Raw genomic sequence first — 20252 nt, 5'->3', positions numbered from 1 at the left:
CTCCCATCCCTCGGGTTTGGGGCGGACCGTCTCTCCCATCCCTCGGGTTTGGGGCGGACCGTCTCGCGGATCCCTCGGGTTTGGGGCGGGCCGTCTCTCCCATCCCTCGGGTTTGGGGCGGAGCGTCTCTCCCATCCCTCGGGTTTGGGACGGACCCTCTCGCAGACCCCTCGGTTACCTTGATGGTTCGTAGCCCATGAGCCAGTGCAGGCCGTGGCGGTCCACTACCTGGACGTCTGATGCACCCCATGGTTTCGGGCGCAAGTGGATCCACGATTCGGCGTCCGTCGGCGAGCCTGCTGAACCATTTGTGAAGGACTGTTGGTTCGGCTGCTCGCAGCAGTGAGAGGATGACTCGTTTGGTGCGGATGCTTTCGCTTGTGCAACGTCAGATCCGCGTAATGAAACCACCCCGCTGAGCTCCCGTAGGCGATCGCACCCGAAGGTCCGTCGGTGCGATTGAAATCCTCGAAGGTGTACAAGGGAAAGCTCCCTACCGAACATCTCCGCGTAGAAACCGAGCGCCTCACGAGCCGTTCCGGGGAAACGCACATAGATCTCCGGTGCCGTCATGAGCGCATCCTTCAAACTAACAGCGCGTGGATGTGAGAGAGGGTGCGGTTCAAGCGGGTGGGATGTGAGAGAGGGTGCGGTTCAAGCGGGTGGGATGTGAGAGAGGGTGCGGTTCAAGCCCCTCTACGTCAGGCTGGTTGTGAGTCAGTCAGTGTTCGATGAGGGCAGGAGCAGCCATGACTGTTGGTCCGCGAGGGATCAGCCTCGATGAGATTCGGGAAATGGTCCATCAGTATTACGTGCAGCCGTATGGGACGAGGAAGGAATGGCTTGCTTCCCAGCCAGTAACTGAGTGGACGTTCCGGAAATGGCGGAAGTTGATTCAGGAGGGTGACCTCGACCGGAATCTCATTCCACGAGAGCATGGGAACATGGCCCGTACAAATGGTGAGTGGTCCGCGTTTGAAAGAGCGCGCGCCAAGGAGATCGCCAACCACCAGTCCGAAGTTGAAAAGCTCAAGGGCCGGATCCGTGAGCTCGAAGGCACGAATACAGCTCTGGGAAAAGCTATCGGGCTCTTGCACGAGTTGAACGTGCCAGGGCCCGATACGGCCCGGACGAAAGATCCGAAAGGTTCATCGAAGCCGAGAACGTCCTCGTCCGACAGCTGACAAAGACCACGGGTTCCCAGCGGCAAGCCCTGGAGTTCGCTGGCGTTTCACGCTCGACCTGGCATTACCGGCAGAATCCGCGCCAGGCAGTGCAGGACCCGCTCGGTCAGTCCGAGCGGGCGTACGAGTCACGGATCAGCTCCAATGATCGTGCCCGGATCGGCGAGTACGTTCTGGCTGGCTGGGCCGACCAAGTCTCCGTGGACCATTCCTACGCGGCGGCCTGGGATACGGGTGTGATGCTCGCTTCCCGCCGCACATGGTGGCGGATCGCGGCCCAAATCGAGGACCAGATGCTGCGCCCGACCATCCCCACCAGGAGTGGGAACAACGGGCCCCCGCGGGAGAAACCCGTCGTGATGGCCACCGGCCCGGGTCAGGTCTGGTCCTGGGACATTACCGACCTGTATTCACCCTGGCGGGGAAAGTCGTTCAAAGCCTATTCCGTCCTTGATATCTACTCCCGCCACATGGTGGCCTGGCGGGTCGAGGAACGCGAAGCGGACCACCTCGCAGCGGAGATGTTCGAAACCGCCATCGCCCTTCACGGTGCCCCGCGCATAGTCCACGCGGATTCGGGGCCAGCAATGCGATCAAACTTGCTCCGCGACACCTTGACCAGTCACGGCGTGGAACTCTCCCACAACCGCCCCTACGTCTCGAACGACAACCCCTTCTCAGAGTCCGGGTTCCGGACCATGAAGTACCGGCCAGGCTACCCTCGCGTATTCAAAGAACTCGACGCCGCCCGGGCCTATCTTGCCGACTACGTGCCCTGGTACAACACCCAACACAAACACTCGGGCATCGCACTCTTTTCACCTGCTGAAGTTCACGACGGCTCCTGGAAAGAAACCTGGAAAACACGCGACCAGACACTTCAGCGCAACTACGACGAAAACCCCAAGCGATTCCACCAACGCCCAGTCACGCCAGCCCCCGCCGGCCACACCGGAATCAACCTACCGGCAACAAAAACCCCCACAAACCAAACTCAATGACTCCACACAGCTTGACATCCTGCGAGCGGGTGGGATGTGAGAGAGGGTGCGGTTCAAGCGGGTGGGAGGTGAGAGAGGGGGCGGTTCAAGCGGGTGGGAGGTGAGAGAGGGTGCGGTTCAAGCGGGTGGGAGGTGAGAGAGGGTGCGGTTCAAGCGGGTGGGAGGTGAGAGAGGGTGCGTTAGCCCCCGGAACGGAGCCCGGGCTCTTTTTGCAGGCCGGTCAGGCCGTTCCACGCCAGGTTCACCAGGTGAGCGGCAACAGCCCGTTTGTCGGGAGTGCGGCTGTCGAGCCACCACTGGCCTGTCATGGCCACCATTCCCACGAGCATCTGTGCGTACATGGCTCCGTCCGCGGCGCTGAACCCACGCCGTGCGAATTCGTCGGAAAGCAGATGTTCCACCCGGGCCGTCACGTGGGTGAGCAGCGTGGAGAAGGCGCCCTCGGGCTGTGATGGCGGGGCGTCGCGCACGAGGATCCGGAAGCCGTCAGTGCGGTCTTCGATGTAGCCAAGGAGTGCCAACGCTGCACGTTCAACCAATACGCGGGGCTTGGCTTCGGTGCTGAGGGCCTCGGTGATGGAGTCCAGGAGGATCCGGAATTCGGTGTCCACAACCTGGCGGTACAGGCCTTCCTTGGAGCCGAAATGTTCATAGATCACGGGCTTGGAGACTCCGGCGGCGGCAGCGATTTCCTCGATGGTGGTGCCATCCAGGCCCCGGGCGGCGAAGAGGGCACGACCTATGCCGATGAGTTGTGTTTTCCGCTGCTGCCCCGTCATCCGAATGCGCACTGCCGGGACGCCGGTGGCGTGCTCTGCGGGCTCGGAGGCGGCCGCCGGCCGGGGGAGTTCAGTGCGGTTGCTCACGTGTCCATCATGCCCTAAGTGACTGCTGGAACGGGAGCAGGGCGGGTCCTCCGGGGGCGGAAGCGTGAATCCCGGAGCGGCCTCGGGGCGGTCAAGTCGCGAAGCATGCATTGGTCATGGCAAACTAGATTCTTGTGTGTGCATCCCGGTGATCCGGGAAACCCTCCGGGCCGCAAGATCCGGGGGATGAATCATGCACGGTCCGCTCTGGTGTAATGGCAGCACCCCGGCCTTTGGAGCCGTGGAGTATAGGTTCGAATCCTATGGGCGGAACGGTCGGAAAATGCGCTCCTTCTCTGTACCTGTAGCGGCTCTCACGGTGCCTGGGTCCATTGCTGGATGGCAGCATTCCGAAGCCGGGTTACCCGGGACATACCGAGCAAGGAGAGCCAGTACGTGAGCCCCGAATCCACCGGTCCCGCAGCGGTGATCGTTTTGGCCGCAGGCGCCGGAACGCGCATGAAGTCGCGGACTCCCAAGATCCTCCACGAAATCGGCGGCCGCTCCATGGTGGGCCACGCTCTCCTCGCCGCACGTGCCATCAACCCGTTGAAGCTGGCCTTGGTTGTCCGCCACGAGCGTGACCGCGTAGCAGAGCACGTCACAGGGCTGGATCCGAAAGCAGTCATTGTTGACCAGGACGACGTTCCCGGTACTGGCCGCGCAGTGGAAGTGGCTCTCAACGCGCTGGACGCCGACGCCGAACTTTCCGGCACCGTGGTGGTCACGTACGGCGATGTCCCGCTGCTGACCGGCCAACTGCTCGGTGAGCTGGTGGCAACGCACGAGGCTGAGGGCAACGCCGTCACAGTCCTCACCGCAGTGCTGGACGACGCAACCGGCTACGGCCGGATCCTGCGTGCCGAAGATGGCACGGTCACCGGTATTCGCGAGCACAAGGATGCCAGTGAAACCGAGCGCGCCGTCCGTGAGGTCAACTCCGGTATCTACGCTTTCGACGCCGCGGTTTTGCGCACGGCACTTGCGAAGGTCACCACGGACAATGCCCAGGGCGAGAAGTACCTGACCGATGTCCTCGGGTTGGCCCGTGACGCAGGCGGCCGGGTGGCCGCCGTCGTGACTGAGGACCGCTGGCAGGTTGAAGGTGCCAACGACCGCATCCAGCTGTCCGCGCTTGGTGCCGAGCACAACCGCCGCATCATTGAGTCCTGGATGCGTGCCGGCGTGACCGTGGTGGATCCTGCCACCACCTGGATCGATTCCACCGTCACGCTCGATGAAGACGTCCGGTTGCTGCCCAACACGCAACTGCACGGTTCCACCACAGTGGCACGCGACGCCGTCGTGGGTCCTGACACAACTTTGACCGACGTCAACGTTGGCGAGGGCGCAAAGGTGATCCGTACGCACGGTTCGGGTTCCACCATCGGAGCCAAGGCCAGCGTTGGGCCGTTCACGTACCTCCGCCCTGGTACGGTCCTGGGCGAAACCGGCAAGATCGGCGCGTTCTATGAAACCAAGAACGTCACAATCGGCCGCGGCTCCAAACTGTCCCACCTGGGCTACGCCGGTGATGCTGAGATCGGCGAAGACACCAACATCGGTTGTGGCAACATCACCGCCAACTACGACGGCGAGAAGAAGCACCGCACGGTGATCGGCTCGGGCGTCCGCACGGGTTCAAACACGGTCTTCGTGGCACCTGTGACAGTTGGCGACGGCGCTTACAGCGGCGCCGGGGCGGTCATTCGCAAGGATGTTCCCGCGGGCGCCCTCGCACTCAGCCTGGCCGCACAGCGGAATGCCGAAGGCTGGGTAGCGGCCAACCGGCCGGGCACCGCCTCCGCGAAGCTGGCCGAAGCCGCGCAGGAGCTGGCATCCGCATCCACATCTTCACAATCCCCGGCAACCATAGAAGAAGGCAAACAGGCATGAGCGAAATTACCGCACACGGCGAGAAGAAACTGATTCTCGCCGCCGGAAGGGCGCATCCGGAGCTGGCGCAGGAAATCGCGAAGGAGCTGGAGACCGAGCTCCTGCCCATCGACGCCTACGACTTCGCCAACGGGGAAATCTACGTCCGGTCGGCCGAGAGCGTGCGAGGCACCGATGCCTTCGTTATCCAGGCCCACCCGGCTCCGCTGAACAACTGGCTCATGGAGCAGTTGATCATGATTGACTCGCTGAAGCGTGCCTCGGCCAAGAGGATCACGGTTGTTTCCCCGTTCTACCCGTACTCCCGCCAGGACAAGAAGGGCCGCGGCCGCGAGCCTATCTCCGCCCGGCTGGTTGCCGACCTTTACAAGACTGCCGGCGCGGACCGCATCATGTCCGTTGACCTGCACACCTCGCAGATCCAGGGCTTCTTCGACGGCCCCGTTGACCACCTGATGGCCATTCCGCTGCTGGCCGACTACATTCGCACAAAGGTGGAAGCCGACAACATCACGGTTGTTTCGCCTGACACCGGCCGCGTCCGGGTTGCCGAGCAGTGGGCTGAGCGCCTGGGCGGTGCCCCGCTCGCGTTCGTTCACAAGAGCCGCGACCTCACCGTTCCCAACCAGGCAGTCTCCAAGACTGTTGTTGGCCAGGTTGAAGGCCGCACCTGCGTCCTCATCGACGACATGATTGACACCGGTGGAACCATCTCCGGTGCCGTCCAGGTGCTGAAGAACGCCGGCGCCAAGGACGTCATCATTGCCTGCACGCACGCGGTCTTCTCCGATCCCGCTGCCCAGCGCCTCGCCGATTCCGGTGCCCGTGAAGTTGTGGTCACCAACACCCTCCCCATCCCGGCAGAGAAGCGCTTCCCGTCACTGACGGTGTTGTCCATCGCGCCGTTGATTGCCCGCGCCATTCGTGAAGTGTTCGACGACGGTTCGGTCACCAGCCTGTTCGACGGCAAAGCCTAACGCCGGACTGCTGAATTTGATCGGGTCATCCGCCGCCTTCGGGCGTGCGGGTGGCCCGTTTTCATTGCCGTTTTCAGAAACGGCGCGAACCGCTGCTAAACTCTTGGGGATACCTTGGCGAGGGAGAGCACATCCGGTCCGCATTTGTGGACCAGGGTTGCGGGTCTCCGTTATCGACTGGGTCTGCATCTCCTTCAACACAGGCGGAACGGCTGCTCGGCGGCCGATCTCAGCCGGGCGTAGAAGGTCTCCAGACCTCCGCCCTTGCTGAAAGACCAGCCCGGACTTTCCGGGTGCCACAGTAATCAAGGAGTACACATGTCTGAGCAGAAGCTCACCGCAGAACTGCGCACCGAATTCGGCAAGGGTTTCGCCCGCCGTGCACGTATGGCCGGCCAGATCCCGGCTGTCATCTACGGCCACGGTGCAGAGCCCATCCACATCAACCTGCCGGGCCGTGCCACCACCCTGGCAGTACGCGTTTCCAACGCCCTGCTTGCGATCGACGTCGACGGCGAGCAGCACCTGACGCTCGTTAAGGACATCCAGCGCGATCCCGTAAAGCAGATCATCGAGCACGTTGACCTCCAGACCGTGAAGGCCGGCGAGAAGGTTACCGTCGACATCGCCATCCACGTTTCCGGTGAAGTTGCTCCGGGCGCTGTTGCCAGCCTCGAAGCCACCACGGTTTCCCTCGAAGCTGAGGCAACCCACGTTCCCACCGCCGTCGAGGTCAACATCGACGGCCTCAAGGCCGGCGAAAGCATCCACGCTTCCGACCTGGTCCTGCCGAAGGGTTCCATCCTGCTCACCGAAGGCGACACCTTGGTGGTCCGCATCGCTGAAGCCGCTGGTGCTGAAGAAGAAGAGAGCACGGAAGCTGCCGCTGAGTAGTCTTCTGACTGCTTGAGGCTTACGCCGTTTGAGTGGCCGGGCACCCTTGGGGTCCCGGCCACTTTCTTCTTTGTCACCCGCCCATCCCTGCTGATTAACCGAACCCTCCCTAGGATGAAACCATGACTGACACCTGGCTGATTGTCGGCCTCGGCAACCCCGGCAGCGAGTACAGCAACAACCGGCACAATGTTGGCCAGATGGTGCTGGACGAACTGGCTTCCCGCATGGGGGGGAAGTTCAAGGTTCACAAGGCCAGGGCCCAAATGGTGGAGGGCCGGTTGGGCATCGGAGGTCCTCGAGTGGTCCTCGCGAAGCCCATGACGTACATGAACGTCTCTGGCGGTCCCGTGGCGGGGCTGTGCAAGTTTTTCGATATCGCGCCGGACCATGTCATAGCCGTCCACGACGAGATCGACATCCCTTTTAACACAGTCAAGTTAAAACTAGGCGGCGGGGAGGGTGGCCACAACGGCCTGCGGGATATCTCCAAAGCACTTGCTACGAAGGACTACCTGCGCGTCCGTGTAGGGGTGGGCCGGCCCCCGGGGCGCATGGAGACGGCCGACTACGTCCTTCGCGATTTCGCCTCCGCGGAGAAGAAAGAACTGCCATTCCTTGTGGATGAAGCGGCTGACGCAGTGGAACTGCTCATGGACCAGGGCTTGCTCGCCGCGCAACAGAAGCATCACCCCGCTAAAACTTGAGCAAATCTTGAGGAAAGCCTGAGGAAAGCCTGACGGTCTTGAGGACCATAAGGCCTACAAACTGTGGGCGCCCGGCGGTAGTGTGCATCTTACGCAAGTAAGCGGTGGGGGACTGTCGCGGATGTGTAGCTAAGGATGCGGATGTCGGCGGAGTTGCTAAACAGGAGCGGGGGAGGCGCAGCGAGAGCTGCGGCTCCCGAACTTGTGGGCGGCCCAACAGACCGTCAAACATGGTCGTTGTTGGCCCGGAGCCACGATTTGTCGAGGGCGGGCAAACACCTCGAATCGCCCGACTCCTCCGGAGTGGTCCTAACCGGGGAACGGGGAATCGGTAAATCAGGCCTGGCAAGGGCTGTGGTGTCATCGCTGGGCCCCAAAGTCCACAGCCTCCAGCTGCGCAACACCGTAGCCAGCGGCCAAACCCCCTATGGATGTCTTGGTTTCCTGCTGGCCCGGTTGCCTTCGGGTGCCGTGGGCTCTCCTACGGGCATCCTGCACGCCGTCACGAACCTGATCAGGACAGAAGCCGCGGGCCGGGACACCGTTTTCATCGTGGACAACGCCGGCGGCATGGATCCCATGAGCACAGGCGTGTTGTTGAACCTCATGGCAACCGGCACCGCGAAAGTCATCGCCACCGTCCAACGCGCCAGTGACCTCCCCGCTGATTTCCATCGGCTGGTCCTTGAAGGAACGCTGGGTGAGGTACATCTGAATACGCTCAGCGAGGAACAGACCAAGCAGGTCCTGGGCTCGGTCCTGGGGCACTATGTCTCTTCAACACTGGTAGGTTCACTGCACTCCGCTGTGGGTGGCAACCCCATGCTCCTGCATGCGCTTCTCGAGGAGCAGCGGCACACGGGCAACCTGGTTCTCAATGACTCCGTCTGGACACTCCGTGACCGAATCAAACTTGAGGGCGCCACGGTTGTGGAGGACTTTGTCCGCTCCAGACTGGCGCGCGAACCGCAAGCCAGCAGGACCGTCGTCGAAATCCTGGCTTGTGCGCAGCGCGCAACGCTGTTGGACCTCGCAGAGATCTTTGGCACCGAAATTCTGGTGGAGATGGAAGAGTCAGCCCTGCTGACCATTGAAAAGGACGGCGACCACTGGGTTTCGCTCCGGGACACGTACGTGGGCGAAGTGGTGCGCGGCTGGTTGAGTACCCGCCGTATGCGTGAGCTGCGGTTGATGCTGCACGGCCCCAAAGAGCCTGAACTCCAAGCATTGGCACCACAGGACCTCCTCAGCTATGCGGCCTGGATGCATGCCTCCGAGGACGAACCCGCGCCATCGCCCGCGCATGCACTTGCGGCCGGGCGGGCCGCGTTGGATGACTATGACCCCAACTTCGCCATTCAATGCACGTTGTCATTGGACCCGAAGGACAGCGAATGGGTGCCCGGGCAACGGCTCAAAGCTGCGGCCTACCTCTTGCTGGACCTGCCGTTGCACGCCGCGCAGGCGTTGGATGAGGTGTCCGATTCCCATATCGCGGCTCTGGAGCCATTGGAGTTCGCTGAAGTCATCGCGGCAAAATGCCAGGCGATGACCTGGATCGATGGTCGGTCAGGAATGGTGCCGGGAGTTATCGCCGCCGGCCTGGAGACGCTCGAAGCCAAGGCCGGAAATTATCCGCCACAGGCCATGGTGGCGGCGCGCAACCGACTCCGGCTCTGCAGCTACGAGTACCAAACCTACATGGGTGAGTACGCCGCAATGATTGATGCCTTGGAGGAGGAACTGGCCAAGGACCCCGCAGAGGACCGCGAACACTGGCTCAAGTCTTCCTTCTTCCTGATCGAAGCCCGCTGCATGCTGGGCAGGGAGTTGGAGGCACAACAGCTCGCTCGAACCGTTTCACGGCACTTGGGGAACACGGACCGCCCCGCACACTTGGAGGAATCCTTCGCCAGGCACGCGTTCCTGGTTCTCCTGTTGTCCGGGCAATGGCGGAAGTGCATCGAACTCATGCGCCGCACACCCTCAGGGTCCTCACGCCTTCAATACCGGGGTGCGCTCACCGAACTGGGCGTCGGGCTCGCGTTCGCTTATGCCGGCAAGCCCGCCAGCGCAATTGAACCCCTGCGCTCGGCCGTTGCCCAACTGGAGCTCCGGCCCAGCATGAACATGAACAAGGTTGCCTACGCAGCCACCGCTTTTGCCTACGCTCAACTGGGCAATTCAGTGGAGGCCGGCCGGTACCTGGACCTCTACAGAACCTGCAGGGGAGTAGGGACGTATTTCTCCGAATCCGTCGCTGAGTTCTGTGCGGAGATGGCCGGGCGATGGATGGGTGACCCTGATGTTAAGCAGCGGCTCCTGGCCCGGGTACGCACAGACATCGAGCAGCAGCGCTTCACCACAGCCGGCATCTACCTTTTTGGCGCCACCGTGGAAGGCACGGACGAGGAATACCGGTTGCTGGAGGATATTGCCGGTCGCCGCCAAGGGCCCTTGGCCAAGATTTCCGGCGATCTTGCGCGCGGTGCCCTGACCAAGAGCTCCCGCTCCTTGCTGGCGGCCGCTGACGCTGCAGCATCCCTTGACCTGTTGGTGGTGGAAGCACGGTGTGTGGCCATGGCACTTGATTACGCCAGGGACGCCGGGGAAACCACAGCAGCCCGAACGGCGCAGCTGAGGCTTGAACGGCTGGAACATTCAGTCCCTGCATTGCCGATCCAGCCACGCAGCGACGCGCCGGTGTTGACCGAACGGGAACGCCAAATTGCTAAACTCGCGGGAAAGGGTGTCAGCAACCGTGAAATCGCGATGGATATTGGGGTGTCTGTGCGAACTGTAGAAGGTCATCTGTACCAAGTGTTCACTAAGCTCGGCGTATCGTCTCGGGGCGAGCTCAATGGACTGCTGTGAGGCAAGAGGCGAAACTTCCGTAGACATGGTGTGGGTTGCCCATGCAGGCTGAACACCTTGTAGGGCGGGACGCCGAATTGGAACTGGCCATGGAGATTCTGCGCCAGGAAGGCGCCGGGGCTGTGCTCCTGGTTGCGGATCCCGGCATCGGAAAGACCGCCTTGTCAGCCGAAATCGCAGCGCGCCTTGCCGGGGAAATGGTGGTGATGCGGGTTCATGGGAGTCCTGCATTGTCCGCCGTGCCCTACGGCGTCCTTGCCCCGTACTTGCTGGATCTTCCCGTTGAGCAAGCGACATCGCCTGTGGCGATCCTGCGTGAGTTCTGGTCCCAGTTCGAGAAACGGCGGGGCGGCGAAGGAGCGCGCCTGCTGTTGATCGTGGACGACGCACACGACCTCGATGAAGGCAGTACGCAGATTCTCGCCGAGTTGGTCACTGCGGGATGGGCGCGGCTCGTAGCCACCAGCAGGCCGAGGCCCGGCTTGCCCGCTGCGCTGCTCCAACTCTGGTATGACGGACTTGCAGAACGGCTGGAACTCCACCCGTTGGACAAGCAAACGGTCACCGAGCTGGCAGAAAAAACGTTAGGCGGGCCCGTCATGTCCAGTGCGGCTGAGGTCCTGCACTCTGCGTCCGAGGGCAACCCATTGCTGCTTCACTGCCTGCTTGAGGATTCAAAGTCTGAGGGAAACCTGGTACGGCGGAACGGGGTCTGGCTCCTGACCCGGGCACTCTCCGGCAGCGGGGAAAGCCTGGCCGAGGTGGTTCGTAACAGGATACTCCGCACCAGCGAAGCTGAACGGGAGGCGATGTACATCATTGCCCTGTCCGAGCCCGTCCCTGCCGCTGTGCTGGATACGCAGGTGGGCAGGGACACCGTACGGGCATTGATGGACAGCAGGCTTGTACTTTCCGCCAATGGAGCCGGCGGGCCCCTTAAGATGTGGCACCCCATGTACAGTGAGGCGCTCCGCAAGATCGTTTCGCCTGCCCGCAGCCTCCAGATCCACCAGCGCATGGAGCAGCACCTCCCAGCGGAACCGTCCACACCGGAAGGACTGCTCCGGATGGTGAGCTGGGCCCTGGACTGTGGCGCCGACGTCGATGATGAACGGCTGCTGCAGGCAGCTTTCCTGGCCGCCAAGCTGCTTCAGAATCCATTGGCGTTAGCGGCAGCTGCCAAAGTCCGCTCGGAGGCGCTGCGTCCCAGGGCGAGTGCAGTCATGGCCATGGTCCACTACAACGAAGGCGACTACCGCAGTGCCGTGCGGCTGCTGGAGGAAGGTTCCGGGTTCCTGGACGCTGATCCGTCGCGACCTTTGGGCGCAGGCCTTCTGTGGGCTGCCGCGCGAATTGCAGCGGGCGATCAGTCAGCGGACATCGTGGCTGATGCGCGGACCGCTGCCAAAGCCCTGATTGGTGAGCGGGAGATTTCGGACCCTGTTATCCAGCAGGTCGAAAGGCACCTGCTGGCGCTGGAATTGGCAGTACTCGCCAATGACGGCCGCTATGAGGAGCTCCGGTCGGGCTTGGACCGGTTCGCTGAAGCCCTAGGGCCGGAAGGGCCGGACCTTGTCATGAACCGGATTTTCCTGTTGGCGATGCAGTGTGAGCTTCTGACGGTGGAGGGACAACCCGTGCAGGCTTTGGAGGCTGGCCGCGAAGCTTTCCTGCTGTTGGAAAACGACAATGACCTCCTGTACTTCAGCGACTTTGTTCTGCTTCGTTACACCTTGGCCGCCTTGGAATCCGGCGACTGGGAAGCGGCCGCCGCGGCACTTGACCGTCACGCCGCAGGTTCAGCCATGGGACTTATTTATTTTGGTGGCGGCCTCGAAGCCCTCAAAGGCATGTCGCTGTTGCGCCAGGGCCGCTTGGAACAGGCCGCCGAGTTGCTGATGCCCGCCGTCGAAGCGCTGCGGGTCAGGGACCCGCTGCAGTTGCGGAGCCTTGGAAACGCCTTGGCGTTTTACGCCGCAGCGAAGTCCGGCAACACACTGCTCGCCTCGCGCCTGGAAAGCGGGCAGGGAGCGGCAACCGGCGCCTGCGCCTTCGTGGAGGCTCTCGCCGAGCTCTTCAGGCTCGCAGGCCAGGAACTTCTCAGCAAAGGCGCAGGCCTGCAGGGATTGAGCCGACTTCCGGAATCCGGATATCTGCACCGGTTGCCCGGCATTTTGCTGCAGAACCTGGTCCTCAGGGCCGAAGCCGGGGACGTGCAGGCCATGGAGTCCGTCCAGGAAACGGCGGCGTCGATGGCCGGAGGCTGGGCAGCCGGATGGCAGTCGCTGGCTGCGGCACAGTTGCGCGGCGAGGGCCAGGGATTCGTGAATGCGGGCAATCTCCTTGCCGCTTCCGGCATGCCAGGACCGGCCGCAGTCGCCTTCGACAAAGCAGCATTGACTTTCGACGCCGAAGGCAAGCGCCAGGAGGCGCGGCAAGCTGCGGTACTGCGCGATGTCAGCGAGGCCAGCCTGGGCGACGCCCTGGTTCATGACCCCCACACCGAGGCGGACCGGTCAGTGCCGTTGACCCGCCGCGAGCAGGACATCGTGGCATTGGCCGTTTCGGGCCTGTCGGACCGACAGATCGCGGAGAAGCTCATGGTGTCTGTGCGGACCGTGGAAGGTCACTTGTACCGGAGCTATGCCAAACTGGGCATCCGCCGGCGAGAAGACCTGGGCGCTGCCGTCCGTCACTGACGCACGCTCCTGAGTACCTGCATGGAAGCCTCCCGGAACACTTGTCCCGGCAACCAGCAGAGTTTGCCCAATCAATGGAGTAATGCGCGGGTATTCCGTGTCGAAACCAAGTAGTGCCCCTTCAGGGGACTGAGTACAACAGAGTACCGGACCATCAAAAGCCGCCCGGTATTCGAGTACCAACTACTGATGTACGCGATGTTGCGCCCCGGCAATATTGATCTTGGAAGAACGGTTCAGCCCCAAGCATCACCGGGATTCCGAAACTCGCATCACCCGCATCGGAGGTCTCTTGAGCCGATGCTCCGGCCACCGAAAGGTGGTCCGGCCCTGTACGAAGCCGGCGGCGACAGAGTCTTCTGAGACCGAGACTCTCCCCCCAGCCGCCGCCGGCTTCTAGGCCAGGGACCCCGCGAACCGCGGACCCCCAAACCCCTCCCGCATCATGGGACTGCTGCTATTGGAGTGCGCATGTTGCCGGACCCCTGGCTGGACGAAGACACCGTCACAGCAGGGCTGAGGCCATCAACACTCCCGGACAGGGCGCAGCTGCTCGACCTCATCCTTGCCGCCGTTCCCTCGGCCTCCACCAGCGGAATCGTGGTGGTGGGAGAGCGGGGCTCGGGAAAGAGCCACCTTTTGCTCTCCCTCAAAGAAGGTCTCCCCAAAACCGTGGATGTCCGCACCTTTACGGGAAAACCGGAACTGAAGGCCCTTCATTTTGCGGCGTTGGGAGCCATCTCAGGAACTGAGCCGGACGAGTCCGTAGCTCCGGGCCTCCACGTTCTGCGGGCCCTCACCAACACTCTGGGGCCAGCCGACTACTTGTACACACCCCCGCTTGGACGACGCCGGAACAAGCGGCATGCTCAATCGGCACGGCCGCAACTGGTCCTGTTGGTGGACGACATCCACTACATCGATCCCGCCTCACTAGCGGTCCTGCTGCAACTCATCCCGGGCTTCGGCGCAACGTTGGTGGCTACGGCGGAAAGCCACCATCCGCTCCCGCAGGATCTCTACCAGCTCTGGGAAGACGGCTTCCTGGAGCAGTACTTCCTGCCACCCTTCAGCTTCAAGGAAGCTCATGCTTTGTGCGAGTCCGTTTTGGGTGGGCAGGTCCAGCGACGCGCAAGCAGCCTCCTCGCTGCCATGAGTGGCTTCAACGTTGGATTGCTCTGCCTCGCGGTGAATGACGCCCGCCGCGCCGGGTTCCTGGTACAGATGGATGGTTTCTGGACCATCGATGTCCGGGCGCACTGCGACTGGCCCAGCGTGGTTGAGCACGTCAGCGCGGAGAACGTTTCCCGCCCGCCGGAAGAACGCCAGGCGTTGGAACTCATCGCTCTGGCCGAGCCCGTGGCGTTGGAGGTGGTGGAGCGCCACTTCGGGCAGAAAGCCATGGATCATCTCTTCACGAACCATGACATCAGGTTGCTGCCGGGCCGGCCCCTGCTGGTCCGCACGAGTTCCTGGCTGCGCGGGGAAGGAACCCGTTTGTCCGTGCCGCAGTCCCGGAGCATGGTGCTGCGATTGGGCTTGGAGGAGCCGGTGCTGACTAAGGAGACGGCTCCCGCCATGCTGCGATGGATGACGTGGACCCTCGACTGTGGCCTGACCCTCTCCGACGAGCTTCTCCTGGCCTCCGCTCCAGCCGCTGATCGGCCGTCCACTGCCGAACTCGCCCGGAAGGCCGTCTCAGCAGTGGGGCCGGGACACACGGACGAAGCCAGGCTGCTCAGGGCACGGGCACTGATCGCCGAAGGTCAACTCCGGGAGGCAGCTCCGGAACTTCGGGAATTGGCAGCCGCGGGCGGGCCCCTTGGTGTGAAGGTCGACGCCGCACACCGACTCATGGCCCTCGGACTGTTGGGCGCCGCTCCTTCTGAAACGGGGCCTGCTGAGCCGGAGGCTGCCGAGCCGAATTCCGGTGAGTTGGCGCCCGACCGCCAAGGCTCCGGGGAACCGACGGATTCCGCTGCGTTGATTACCTGGAACGTGCAGGAAGCCGAGCGCCTGCTGCTCTCCGGGGATGCGGCGGAAGCTTTGCAGAGATCATCGGCGGCGATGGCAGCCATCGGTGCTGACCCGGCATTGGAGATGTTCTTGCCCGGGGTGCTGCTTCGGCATGCGGTGAGCCTGCGCTACAACCTGGCTTGGGGGCAGCTGGACCCGTTGCTGGACAGTCCTGCGGACTACGCCATGCCCAGGCACCTTTCGGCCTGCTTGGACGTGGCCCGCGGCTACATCCAGCTCAGCCAAGGTCTCCCGCGCGCGGCCCGCGCCACTTTGGAACCCGTCCTCGCTGAACTGCACGACGCCGGCATACCCCCGGTGCTCGCCCTGGCTGCGGCCTTACTGGCCTACTGCGAGGCATTGTGCGGGAACCCACGGCAGGCCATGGCGCGGGTCCGGCAGGCCGTGGCGGCCCGGAAAGCCGGTCGGAATCCTGCAAGACCGGATCCAGCCGGCCTCTTGCCGCAGCTCAGTGCTGTGTATGTCGCGGCGGCGCAGGACCAGGCCTCCGGCACGTCAGGTCATCTGATGGCACTGGCAGAACAGACCCAGGCGCAGGGCAACATCACAATGGCGGCAGAGGCGTTATCACTCATGACGCTCAACGCGCGCAGTGCCGCCGTCGACGATCTTGCGATCCAGCGCCGACTGGGCGCACTGGCTGCTACTGTTCGCGGCCCGGGTGGTGCGGCGCTCGCCACGTTCGCAGCGGCCTTGACGGACAACGACCCCAGGGCCTTGGAGTCGGCTGGGCGGAGCCTGTCCGCGGACCGGCAGTTTGCCCATGCTGCCCTTTGCTATTCGCGGGCGGCCAGCGGTTACGACGCCAGGACGAGGGCTGCAGCGCGTCGTCGGGCCTCGATGCTGGTCGAACGGCTCCGGAGTGCCTTCGACAGCGGGTTGGTTCCGCCACTGGGATGGGTGCCGGGCCGGGCCGGCAGCTGACGTGCTGTACGGCACACCGCCGGGTGGAGGCCAGCGTGGGATAATGAGGAGTCCCTGAAGGATTTCCAAGGAGCGCCCCTTGACTGCCGTATCAACTCCCGCCTCACTGCAGCGGTCCATGCACGCCATGGATAACGCGGAGGTGTTGCGGATCCGGAATGATTTCCCGGTGCTGGACCAGCTGGTCAACGGCAAGCCTTTGATCTACCTCGATTCCGGTGCCACGTCGCAGAACCCGCTCAGCGTCATCGAGGCTGAGCAGGAATACTACGAGCAACGCAACGCCGCCGTTCATCGCGGCGCGCACCACCTCGCAGTGGAAGCTACGGAGGTATTTGAGGACGCACGCCAGACAGTAGCGGACTTCATTGGCGCGCAGTACGAGGAAACCGTCTGGACCTCCAATGCCACGGAGGGCCTCAACCTCATCAGCTACGCGCTCTCCAACGCCGCCCTGTGGGCTGCCCAGGGACGGGGTGGTTCCGGTCTGAAGGATCTGGCGATCGGTCCGGGCGATGAGATCGTCGTCACCGAAATGGAGCACCACGCCAACCTCATCCCCTGGCAGGAACTGGCCTTCCGAACCGGTGCCACGCTCAAGTACATCCCCGTGACGGACGACGGGCTCCTGCGGCTGGATGCAGCCGCTGAAATCGTGGGGAAGCGGACCAGACTCCTGGCCTTCACCCACGCATCGAACGTCCTGGGCACCATCAACCCGGTACCGGAACTCGTGGCCATGGCCCGCCGTGTGGGTGCTTTGGTGGTCTTGGACGCTTGCCAGTCCGTCCCTCACATGGCCGTGGACGTCAAGGAACTGGACGTCGATTTCGCAGTTTTCTCCGGCCACAAAATGTTAGCCCCCACGGGCGTGGGCGTGCTGTACGGGAAACAGGAGCTCTTGGATGTCCTGCCGCCTTTCCTGACGGGCGGGTCCATGATCACCACGGTCACCATGGAACGGGCCGAGTACTTGCCGGCGCCACAGCGGTTTGAGGCCGGAACCCAACGGATCTCCCAGGCTGTTGCGCTCGCAACTGCCGTGAACTACCTGACCGAGACTGGTATAGATCGCATCCACGCGTGGGAAACGGAGCTTGGCCAGCGTCTGGTTAAAGGGCTGGAAAGCATCGACGGCATTCGCGTGGTGGGTCCGGCATCCGGTTCTGAACGGATCGGGCTCGCAGCCTTCGACGTCGCCGGGGTCCACGCCCACGACGTCGGACAGTTCCTCGATGACCGCGGCATCGCCGTTCGCGTAGGCCACCACTGCGCCCAGCCGTTGCACCGCCGGCTCGGACTCACAGCAACAACCCGCGCGAGCACGTACCTCTACAACACCACGGACGACGTCGATGCTTTCCTCGACGCCGTTTCGGGTGTCCGGACCTACTTCCAGGCTTGACAAGCGGAGCCGGCCCCGGGCCGCGCAGCCGTTATCCGACGATTTCCCCAGAAGAGGCAAAAGCATCATGAGTCTTGACCAGCTGTACCAGCAGATCATCCTGGACCATTCCAAGCAGCGGCACGGCAGCGGCCTGGCGGAAACTGTTGCTCCGGATGGCACATCCACCGGTCAATCGCACCAGCTGAACCCCGTGTGCGGGGATGAAGTGACGCTGCGGCTTGCTGTGTCCGATGGAACCGTCCAACAGATCAGCTGGGACGGCGCGGGCTGTTCCATCTCCATGGCCTCTGCCTCGGTGCTCAGCGAACTGGGCGAGGGCATGTCCGTGGAGGAACTGCACTCCGTCATTGATAACTTCCGCGAGGTTCTGCGTTCCCGCGGAAAGGTCCAGGCTGATCCCGAAATTCTGGGCGATGCAGCCGCCTTCGAAGGGGTGGCCCGCTACGCCGCCCGCGTGAAATGCGCCATGATTTCCTGGGTTGCCGCCGAGGACGCGCTCAACCAAGCAACCGCGTAACAGCAGTACCTCCGCGCTAGGCGCGGGCAAAGAGGTCAGGGACGCCGTCGCCGTCGTCGTCCCGTTCTTCATCTGCCTGCACCTGGCGGTAGCGCCGGTTGCGGGCCTTGAGTACGACGGCGGCCAGCAGCGCCGAGATCAGGGAACCTGCCAGGATGGCCACTTTGGCATGATCGTTATGGGCAGAGCCGGCGCCGAAGCTCAACTCGCCGATCAGCAATGAGACAGTGAAGCCGATGCCGGCCAACAGAGCCAACCCGAAGAGGTCGATCCAGGCGATGCTGGAATCCAGGCTTGCGCGGGTGGTTTTGGTGACCAGGAACGTGGTGCCGAAGACACCCACGGCCTTGCCTACCACCAACGCTGCCACGATGCCCAAGGCCACCGGATCCCTGAGGGCGGCCCCCATGCCGTCAAACCCTCCCAAAGCCACACCCGCGGAGAAGAATGCGAAAACAGGCACGGCGAAGCCTGCTGAGAACGGCCGTAGCTTGTGTTCGAGGTGCTCGGCCAAGCCCTCGGCCGGTTCTCCCTTTTTGCCGCTGGCCAGGACCGGAACGGCGAAGCCCAACAGCACTCCCGCCACGGTGGCGTGAATGCCGGAGGCATGGACGAAGCCCCACGTGGCCAAGGCCAGCGGCAGTAGGAGATACCAGCTACGGATCCGCTTCTGGACAAGGAACGTGAAGAGCGCCAGTGGGACCAGGGCAGCCAAAAGCATGAGGGGCTGGAGCCCGGTGGAGTAGAAGAAGGCGATGATGCCGATGGCGATGAGGTCGTCCACCACTGCGAGCGTCAGCAGGAATGTCCGGAGCGCTGCGGGTAAATGCGTGTTGATAACGGCCAGCACTGCAAGGGCGAAAGCGATGTCCGTGGCGGTGGGAATGGCCCAGCCTTTGAGTGTTTCTCCGGCTGTTCCCAGGTTGAAGAGAACGTAGATCAAGGCCGGAACCACCACTCCGCCAACGGCAGCGGCCACCGGGACAACTGCCCGGGCAGGTTTGCGGAGTTCCCCGGCGACGAATTCCCGCTTGAGCTCAAGGCCCGCGAGGAAGAAGAACACCGCCAGCAAGCCATCCGACGCCCAATGGCCCAAGCTCAGGTCAAGATGCCAGGGTTCGTAGCCGATCTTAACGTCGCGGAGTGCGAAGTAGCCGTCGGCTGCAGGGGAGTTTGCCCAGATGAGCGCCACCACGGTGGCTGCCAGGAGGAGGGCGCCGCCCACTGTCTCGGTGCGGAGGATCGAGAGGATCCTGCGGTACTCGGGGTAGCTGGAGCGGGAGAAAACATTGCCGGTCTGGCTCGATGCGCCGGGCTCGGGTGCCGCGGGCTGGTTCGATGGCTGGGGCACAGGGGCTCCTCAAAAGTGGGCGGGCATTTGCGGGTACTGCAAAAGAACCGCCGACCAGACTTCCCGGCACACCAATATCCATCTTACCCAACTGGGTAGCAGATCAGGCCGTTCTGAACGTTCAAAACGGCCTGATCTGCTACCCAGTTGGGTGAAACCTAGGCGACCAGGCCCGCGATCCCGATGGCCGCCGTCGCGAGTCCGAGCACCATGGAGATGGTGACCAGCACAACGTGGACCGTGAGGAACTTGGTGGCCTTCCCGGCAGCATCGCGGGCGCGCGGGTCCTTCATGACGCGCTTCAGGAACTGCGGCCACACCACCAAGGACCAGACACCGGCAACGATCAGGACAACCGCCAGGATTGCGGGGATCTCCACGTTAGTGGCTTTCGAGCCAGGCCTGCGCCTGCTGCGACTGGATGCCCAAAGCCTTGCCCACCATGGGCTCAGCAGCGTCGGCGATCTTGCCACCGAGGAACGGAACCGAGGACGTCACGTTGCCTTCGAGTTCGATCCGGGTGCTGCCGCCCTCGGCCACCAGGCGCTGGACCGCCGTGACATCAAGCGGAGCGCCCGAGATCTTCAGGGCAATCGTGCTGGACCGTGAACCGTCGGCAGCCGGGGCTTCCCACTTCTCGGTCTGGGTCACCTTCAGGGTTTCGCCAACGAACTTGCGGGCGATATCCGGCAGGCGGGTGGTGGGCAGCGTGCGGACCGTGGTGGTGGTGAAAGCGCCGGCAGTATCGCCGTCAACGGTGAACGATTCCAAGGAGCCACCCACATATTCGCTGGTGTGACGCAGGAAATCTTCGTCAACGAAGACGGCAGCTACGCGGTCAACGCTGTGGGGCAGGGTGGTGGATGCACTCAGGGCCATGGGTCCTCCGTGGATGGTTGTGGTGAAGCTTTTTAGCT

The 20252-nt window shown here is 63.1% G+C and carries 15 protein-coding genes, 1 tRNA gene and 1 pseudogene; 12 read left to right on the top strand and 5 right to left on the bottom strand.

Features of this window, described 5'->3' with window-relative positions:
• Positions 1-174 precede the first annotated feature (174 nt).
• Positions 175-573: pseudogene (locus ACIQTW_RS13885) on the bottom strand (VOC family protein).
• Between the two features lie 176 nt (positions 574-749).
• On the opposite strand from ACIQTW_RS13885, the gene ACIQTW_RS13880 reads away from it, so the two are divergent.
• Positions 750-1184: a hypothetical protein gene (locus ACIQTW_RS13880; protein ID WP_402937722.1), complete on the top strand. Its 435-nt coding sequence runs from the start codon at positions 750-752 to the stop codon at positions 1182-1184.
• A gap of 89 nt (positions 1185-1273) precedes the next feature.
• On the top strand, positions 1274-2185 hold the full coding sequence (locus ACIQTW_RS13875; protein ID WP_402937719.1) for a transposase: 912 nt from the start codon (positions 1274-1276) through the stop codon (positions 2183-2185).
• Between the two features lie 179 nt (positions 2186-2364).
• On the opposite strand, the gene ACIQTW_RS13870 is transcribed toward ACIQTW_RS13875, so the two are convergent.
• Positions 2365-2964, bottom strand: a complete 600-nt coding sequence (locus ACIQTW_RS13870) for a TetR/AcrR family transcriptional regulator (protein WP_402938449.1) — start codon at positions 2962-2964, stop codon at positions 2365-2367.
• Between the two features lie 288 nt (positions 2965-3252).
• Between ACIQTW_RS13870 and ACIQTW_RS13865 the strand changes: the two genes are divergently transcribed.
• The 10 genes from ACIQTW_RS13865 (at position 3253) to sufU (ending at position 17984) form a co-directional block, all read left to right on the top strand.
• Positions 3253-3324 (top strand) — tRNA-Gln (locus tag ACIQTW_RS13865).
• A 123-nt stretch (positions 3325-3447) separates the two neighbouring features.
• Positions 3448-4947: a bifunctional UDP-N-acetylglucosamine diphosphorylase/glucosamine-1-phosphate N-acetyltransferase GlmU gene (glmU, locus tag ACIQTW_RS13860; protein ID WP_402937716.1), complete on the top strand. Its 1500-nt coding sequence runs from the start codon at positions 3448-3450 to the stop codon at positions 4945-4947.
• Positions 4944-5924 carry a ribose-phosphate diphosphokinase gene (locus ACIQTW_RS13855; protein ID WP_011774071.1) on the top strand — a complete coding sequence of 327 codons (981 nt, stop codon included), beginning with the start codon at positions 4944-4946 and terminating at the stop codon, positions 5922-5924. Before glmU ends, ACIQTW_RS13855 begins: the two co-directional genes overlap by 4 nt.
• A gap of 318 nt (positions 5925-6242) precedes the next feature.
• Positions 6243-6818 carry a 50S ribosomal protein L25/general stress protein Ctc gene (locus tag ACIQTW_RS13850; RefSeq protein WP_091466180.1) on the top strand — a complete coding sequence of 192 codons (576 nt, stop codon included), beginning with the start codon at positions 6243-6245 and terminating at the stop codon, positions 6816-6818.
• A 122-nt stretch (positions 6819-6940) separates the two neighbouring features.
• The gene (gene pth / locus ACIQTW_RS13845) at positions 6941-7525 is read left to right on the top strand and encodes an aminoacyl-tRNA hydrolase (RefSeq protein WP_402937713.1); all 585 of its coding nucleotides are present in this window, start codon (positions 6941-6943) and stop codon (positions 7523-7525) included.
• Between the two features lie 141 nt (positions 7526-7666).
• Positions 7667-10399 carry a LuxR C-terminal-related transcriptional regulator gene (locus ACIQTW_RS13840; protein ID WP_402937710.1) on the top strand — a complete coding sequence of 911 codons (2733 nt, stop codon included), beginning with the start codon at positions 7667-7669 and terminating at the stop codon, positions 10397-10399.
• A 41-nt stretch (positions 10400-10440) separates the two neighbouring features.
• Positions 10441-13098, top strand: a complete 2658-nt coding sequence (locus ACIQTW_RS13835; protein ID WP_402937707.1) for an AAA family ATPase — start codon at positions 10441-10443, stop codon at positions 13096-13098.
• 471 nt (positions 13099-13569) lie between these two features.
• Positions 13570-16059, top strand: coding sequence for an AAA family ATPase (locus ACIQTW_RS13830; protein ID WP_402937705.1), 2490 nt, complete (start codon positions 13570-13572; stop codon positions 16057-16059).
• A gap of 79 nt (positions 16060-16138) precedes the next feature.
• Positions 16139-17464, top strand: coding sequence for a cysteine desulfurase (locus tag ACIQTW_RS13825; protein WP_402937702.1), 1326 nt, complete (start codon positions 16139-16141; stop codon positions 17462-17464).
• Between the two features lie 67 nt (positions 17465-17531).
• Positions 17532-17984: a Fe-S cluster assembly sulfur transfer protein SufU gene (sufU, locus tag ACIQTW_RS13820; protein ID WP_402937700.1), complete on the top strand. Its 453-nt coding sequence runs from the start codon at positions 17532-17534 to the stop codon at positions 17982-17984.
• A 16-nt stretch (positions 17985-18000) separates the two neighbouring features.
• Here the strand turns inward: sufU and nhaA are convergent, their stop codons facing one another.
• From nhaA to ACIQTW_RS13805, 3 genes are all read right to left on the bottom strand, one after another.
• Positions 18001-19335: a Na+/H+ antiporter NhaA gene (gene nhaA / locus ACIQTW_RS13815; protein WP_402937697.1), complete on the bottom strand. Its 1335-nt coding sequence runs from the start codon at positions 19333-19335 to the stop codon at positions 18001-18003.
• Positions 19336-19493: 158 nt separating this feature from the next.
• Positions 19494-19715, bottom strand: a complete 222-nt coding sequence (locus ACIQTW_RS13810; protein WP_089594213.1) for an SCO4848 family membrane protein — start codon at positions 19713-19715, stop codon at positions 19494-19496.
• A 1-nt stretch (position 19716) separates the two neighbouring features.
• Positions 19717-20214 carry a DUF2505 domain-containing protein gene (locus ACIQTW_RS13805; RefSeq protein ID WP_402937693.1) on the bottom strand — a complete coding sequence of 166 codons (498 nt, stop codon included), beginning with the start codon at positions 20212-20214 and terminating at the stop codon, positions 19717-19719.
• Positions 20215-20252: the final 38 nt, after the last annotated feature.

The sequence above is a fragment of the Paenarthrobacter sp. NPDC090517 genome (genome assembly GCF_044769165.1).
Classification (GTDB): Bacteria; Actinomycetota; Actinomycetes; order Actinomycetales; family Micrococcaceae; genus Arthrobacter.
Note: the sequence above shows the minus strand (reverse complement) of the source record. Positions and strands in the feature narration are given on the sequence as shown.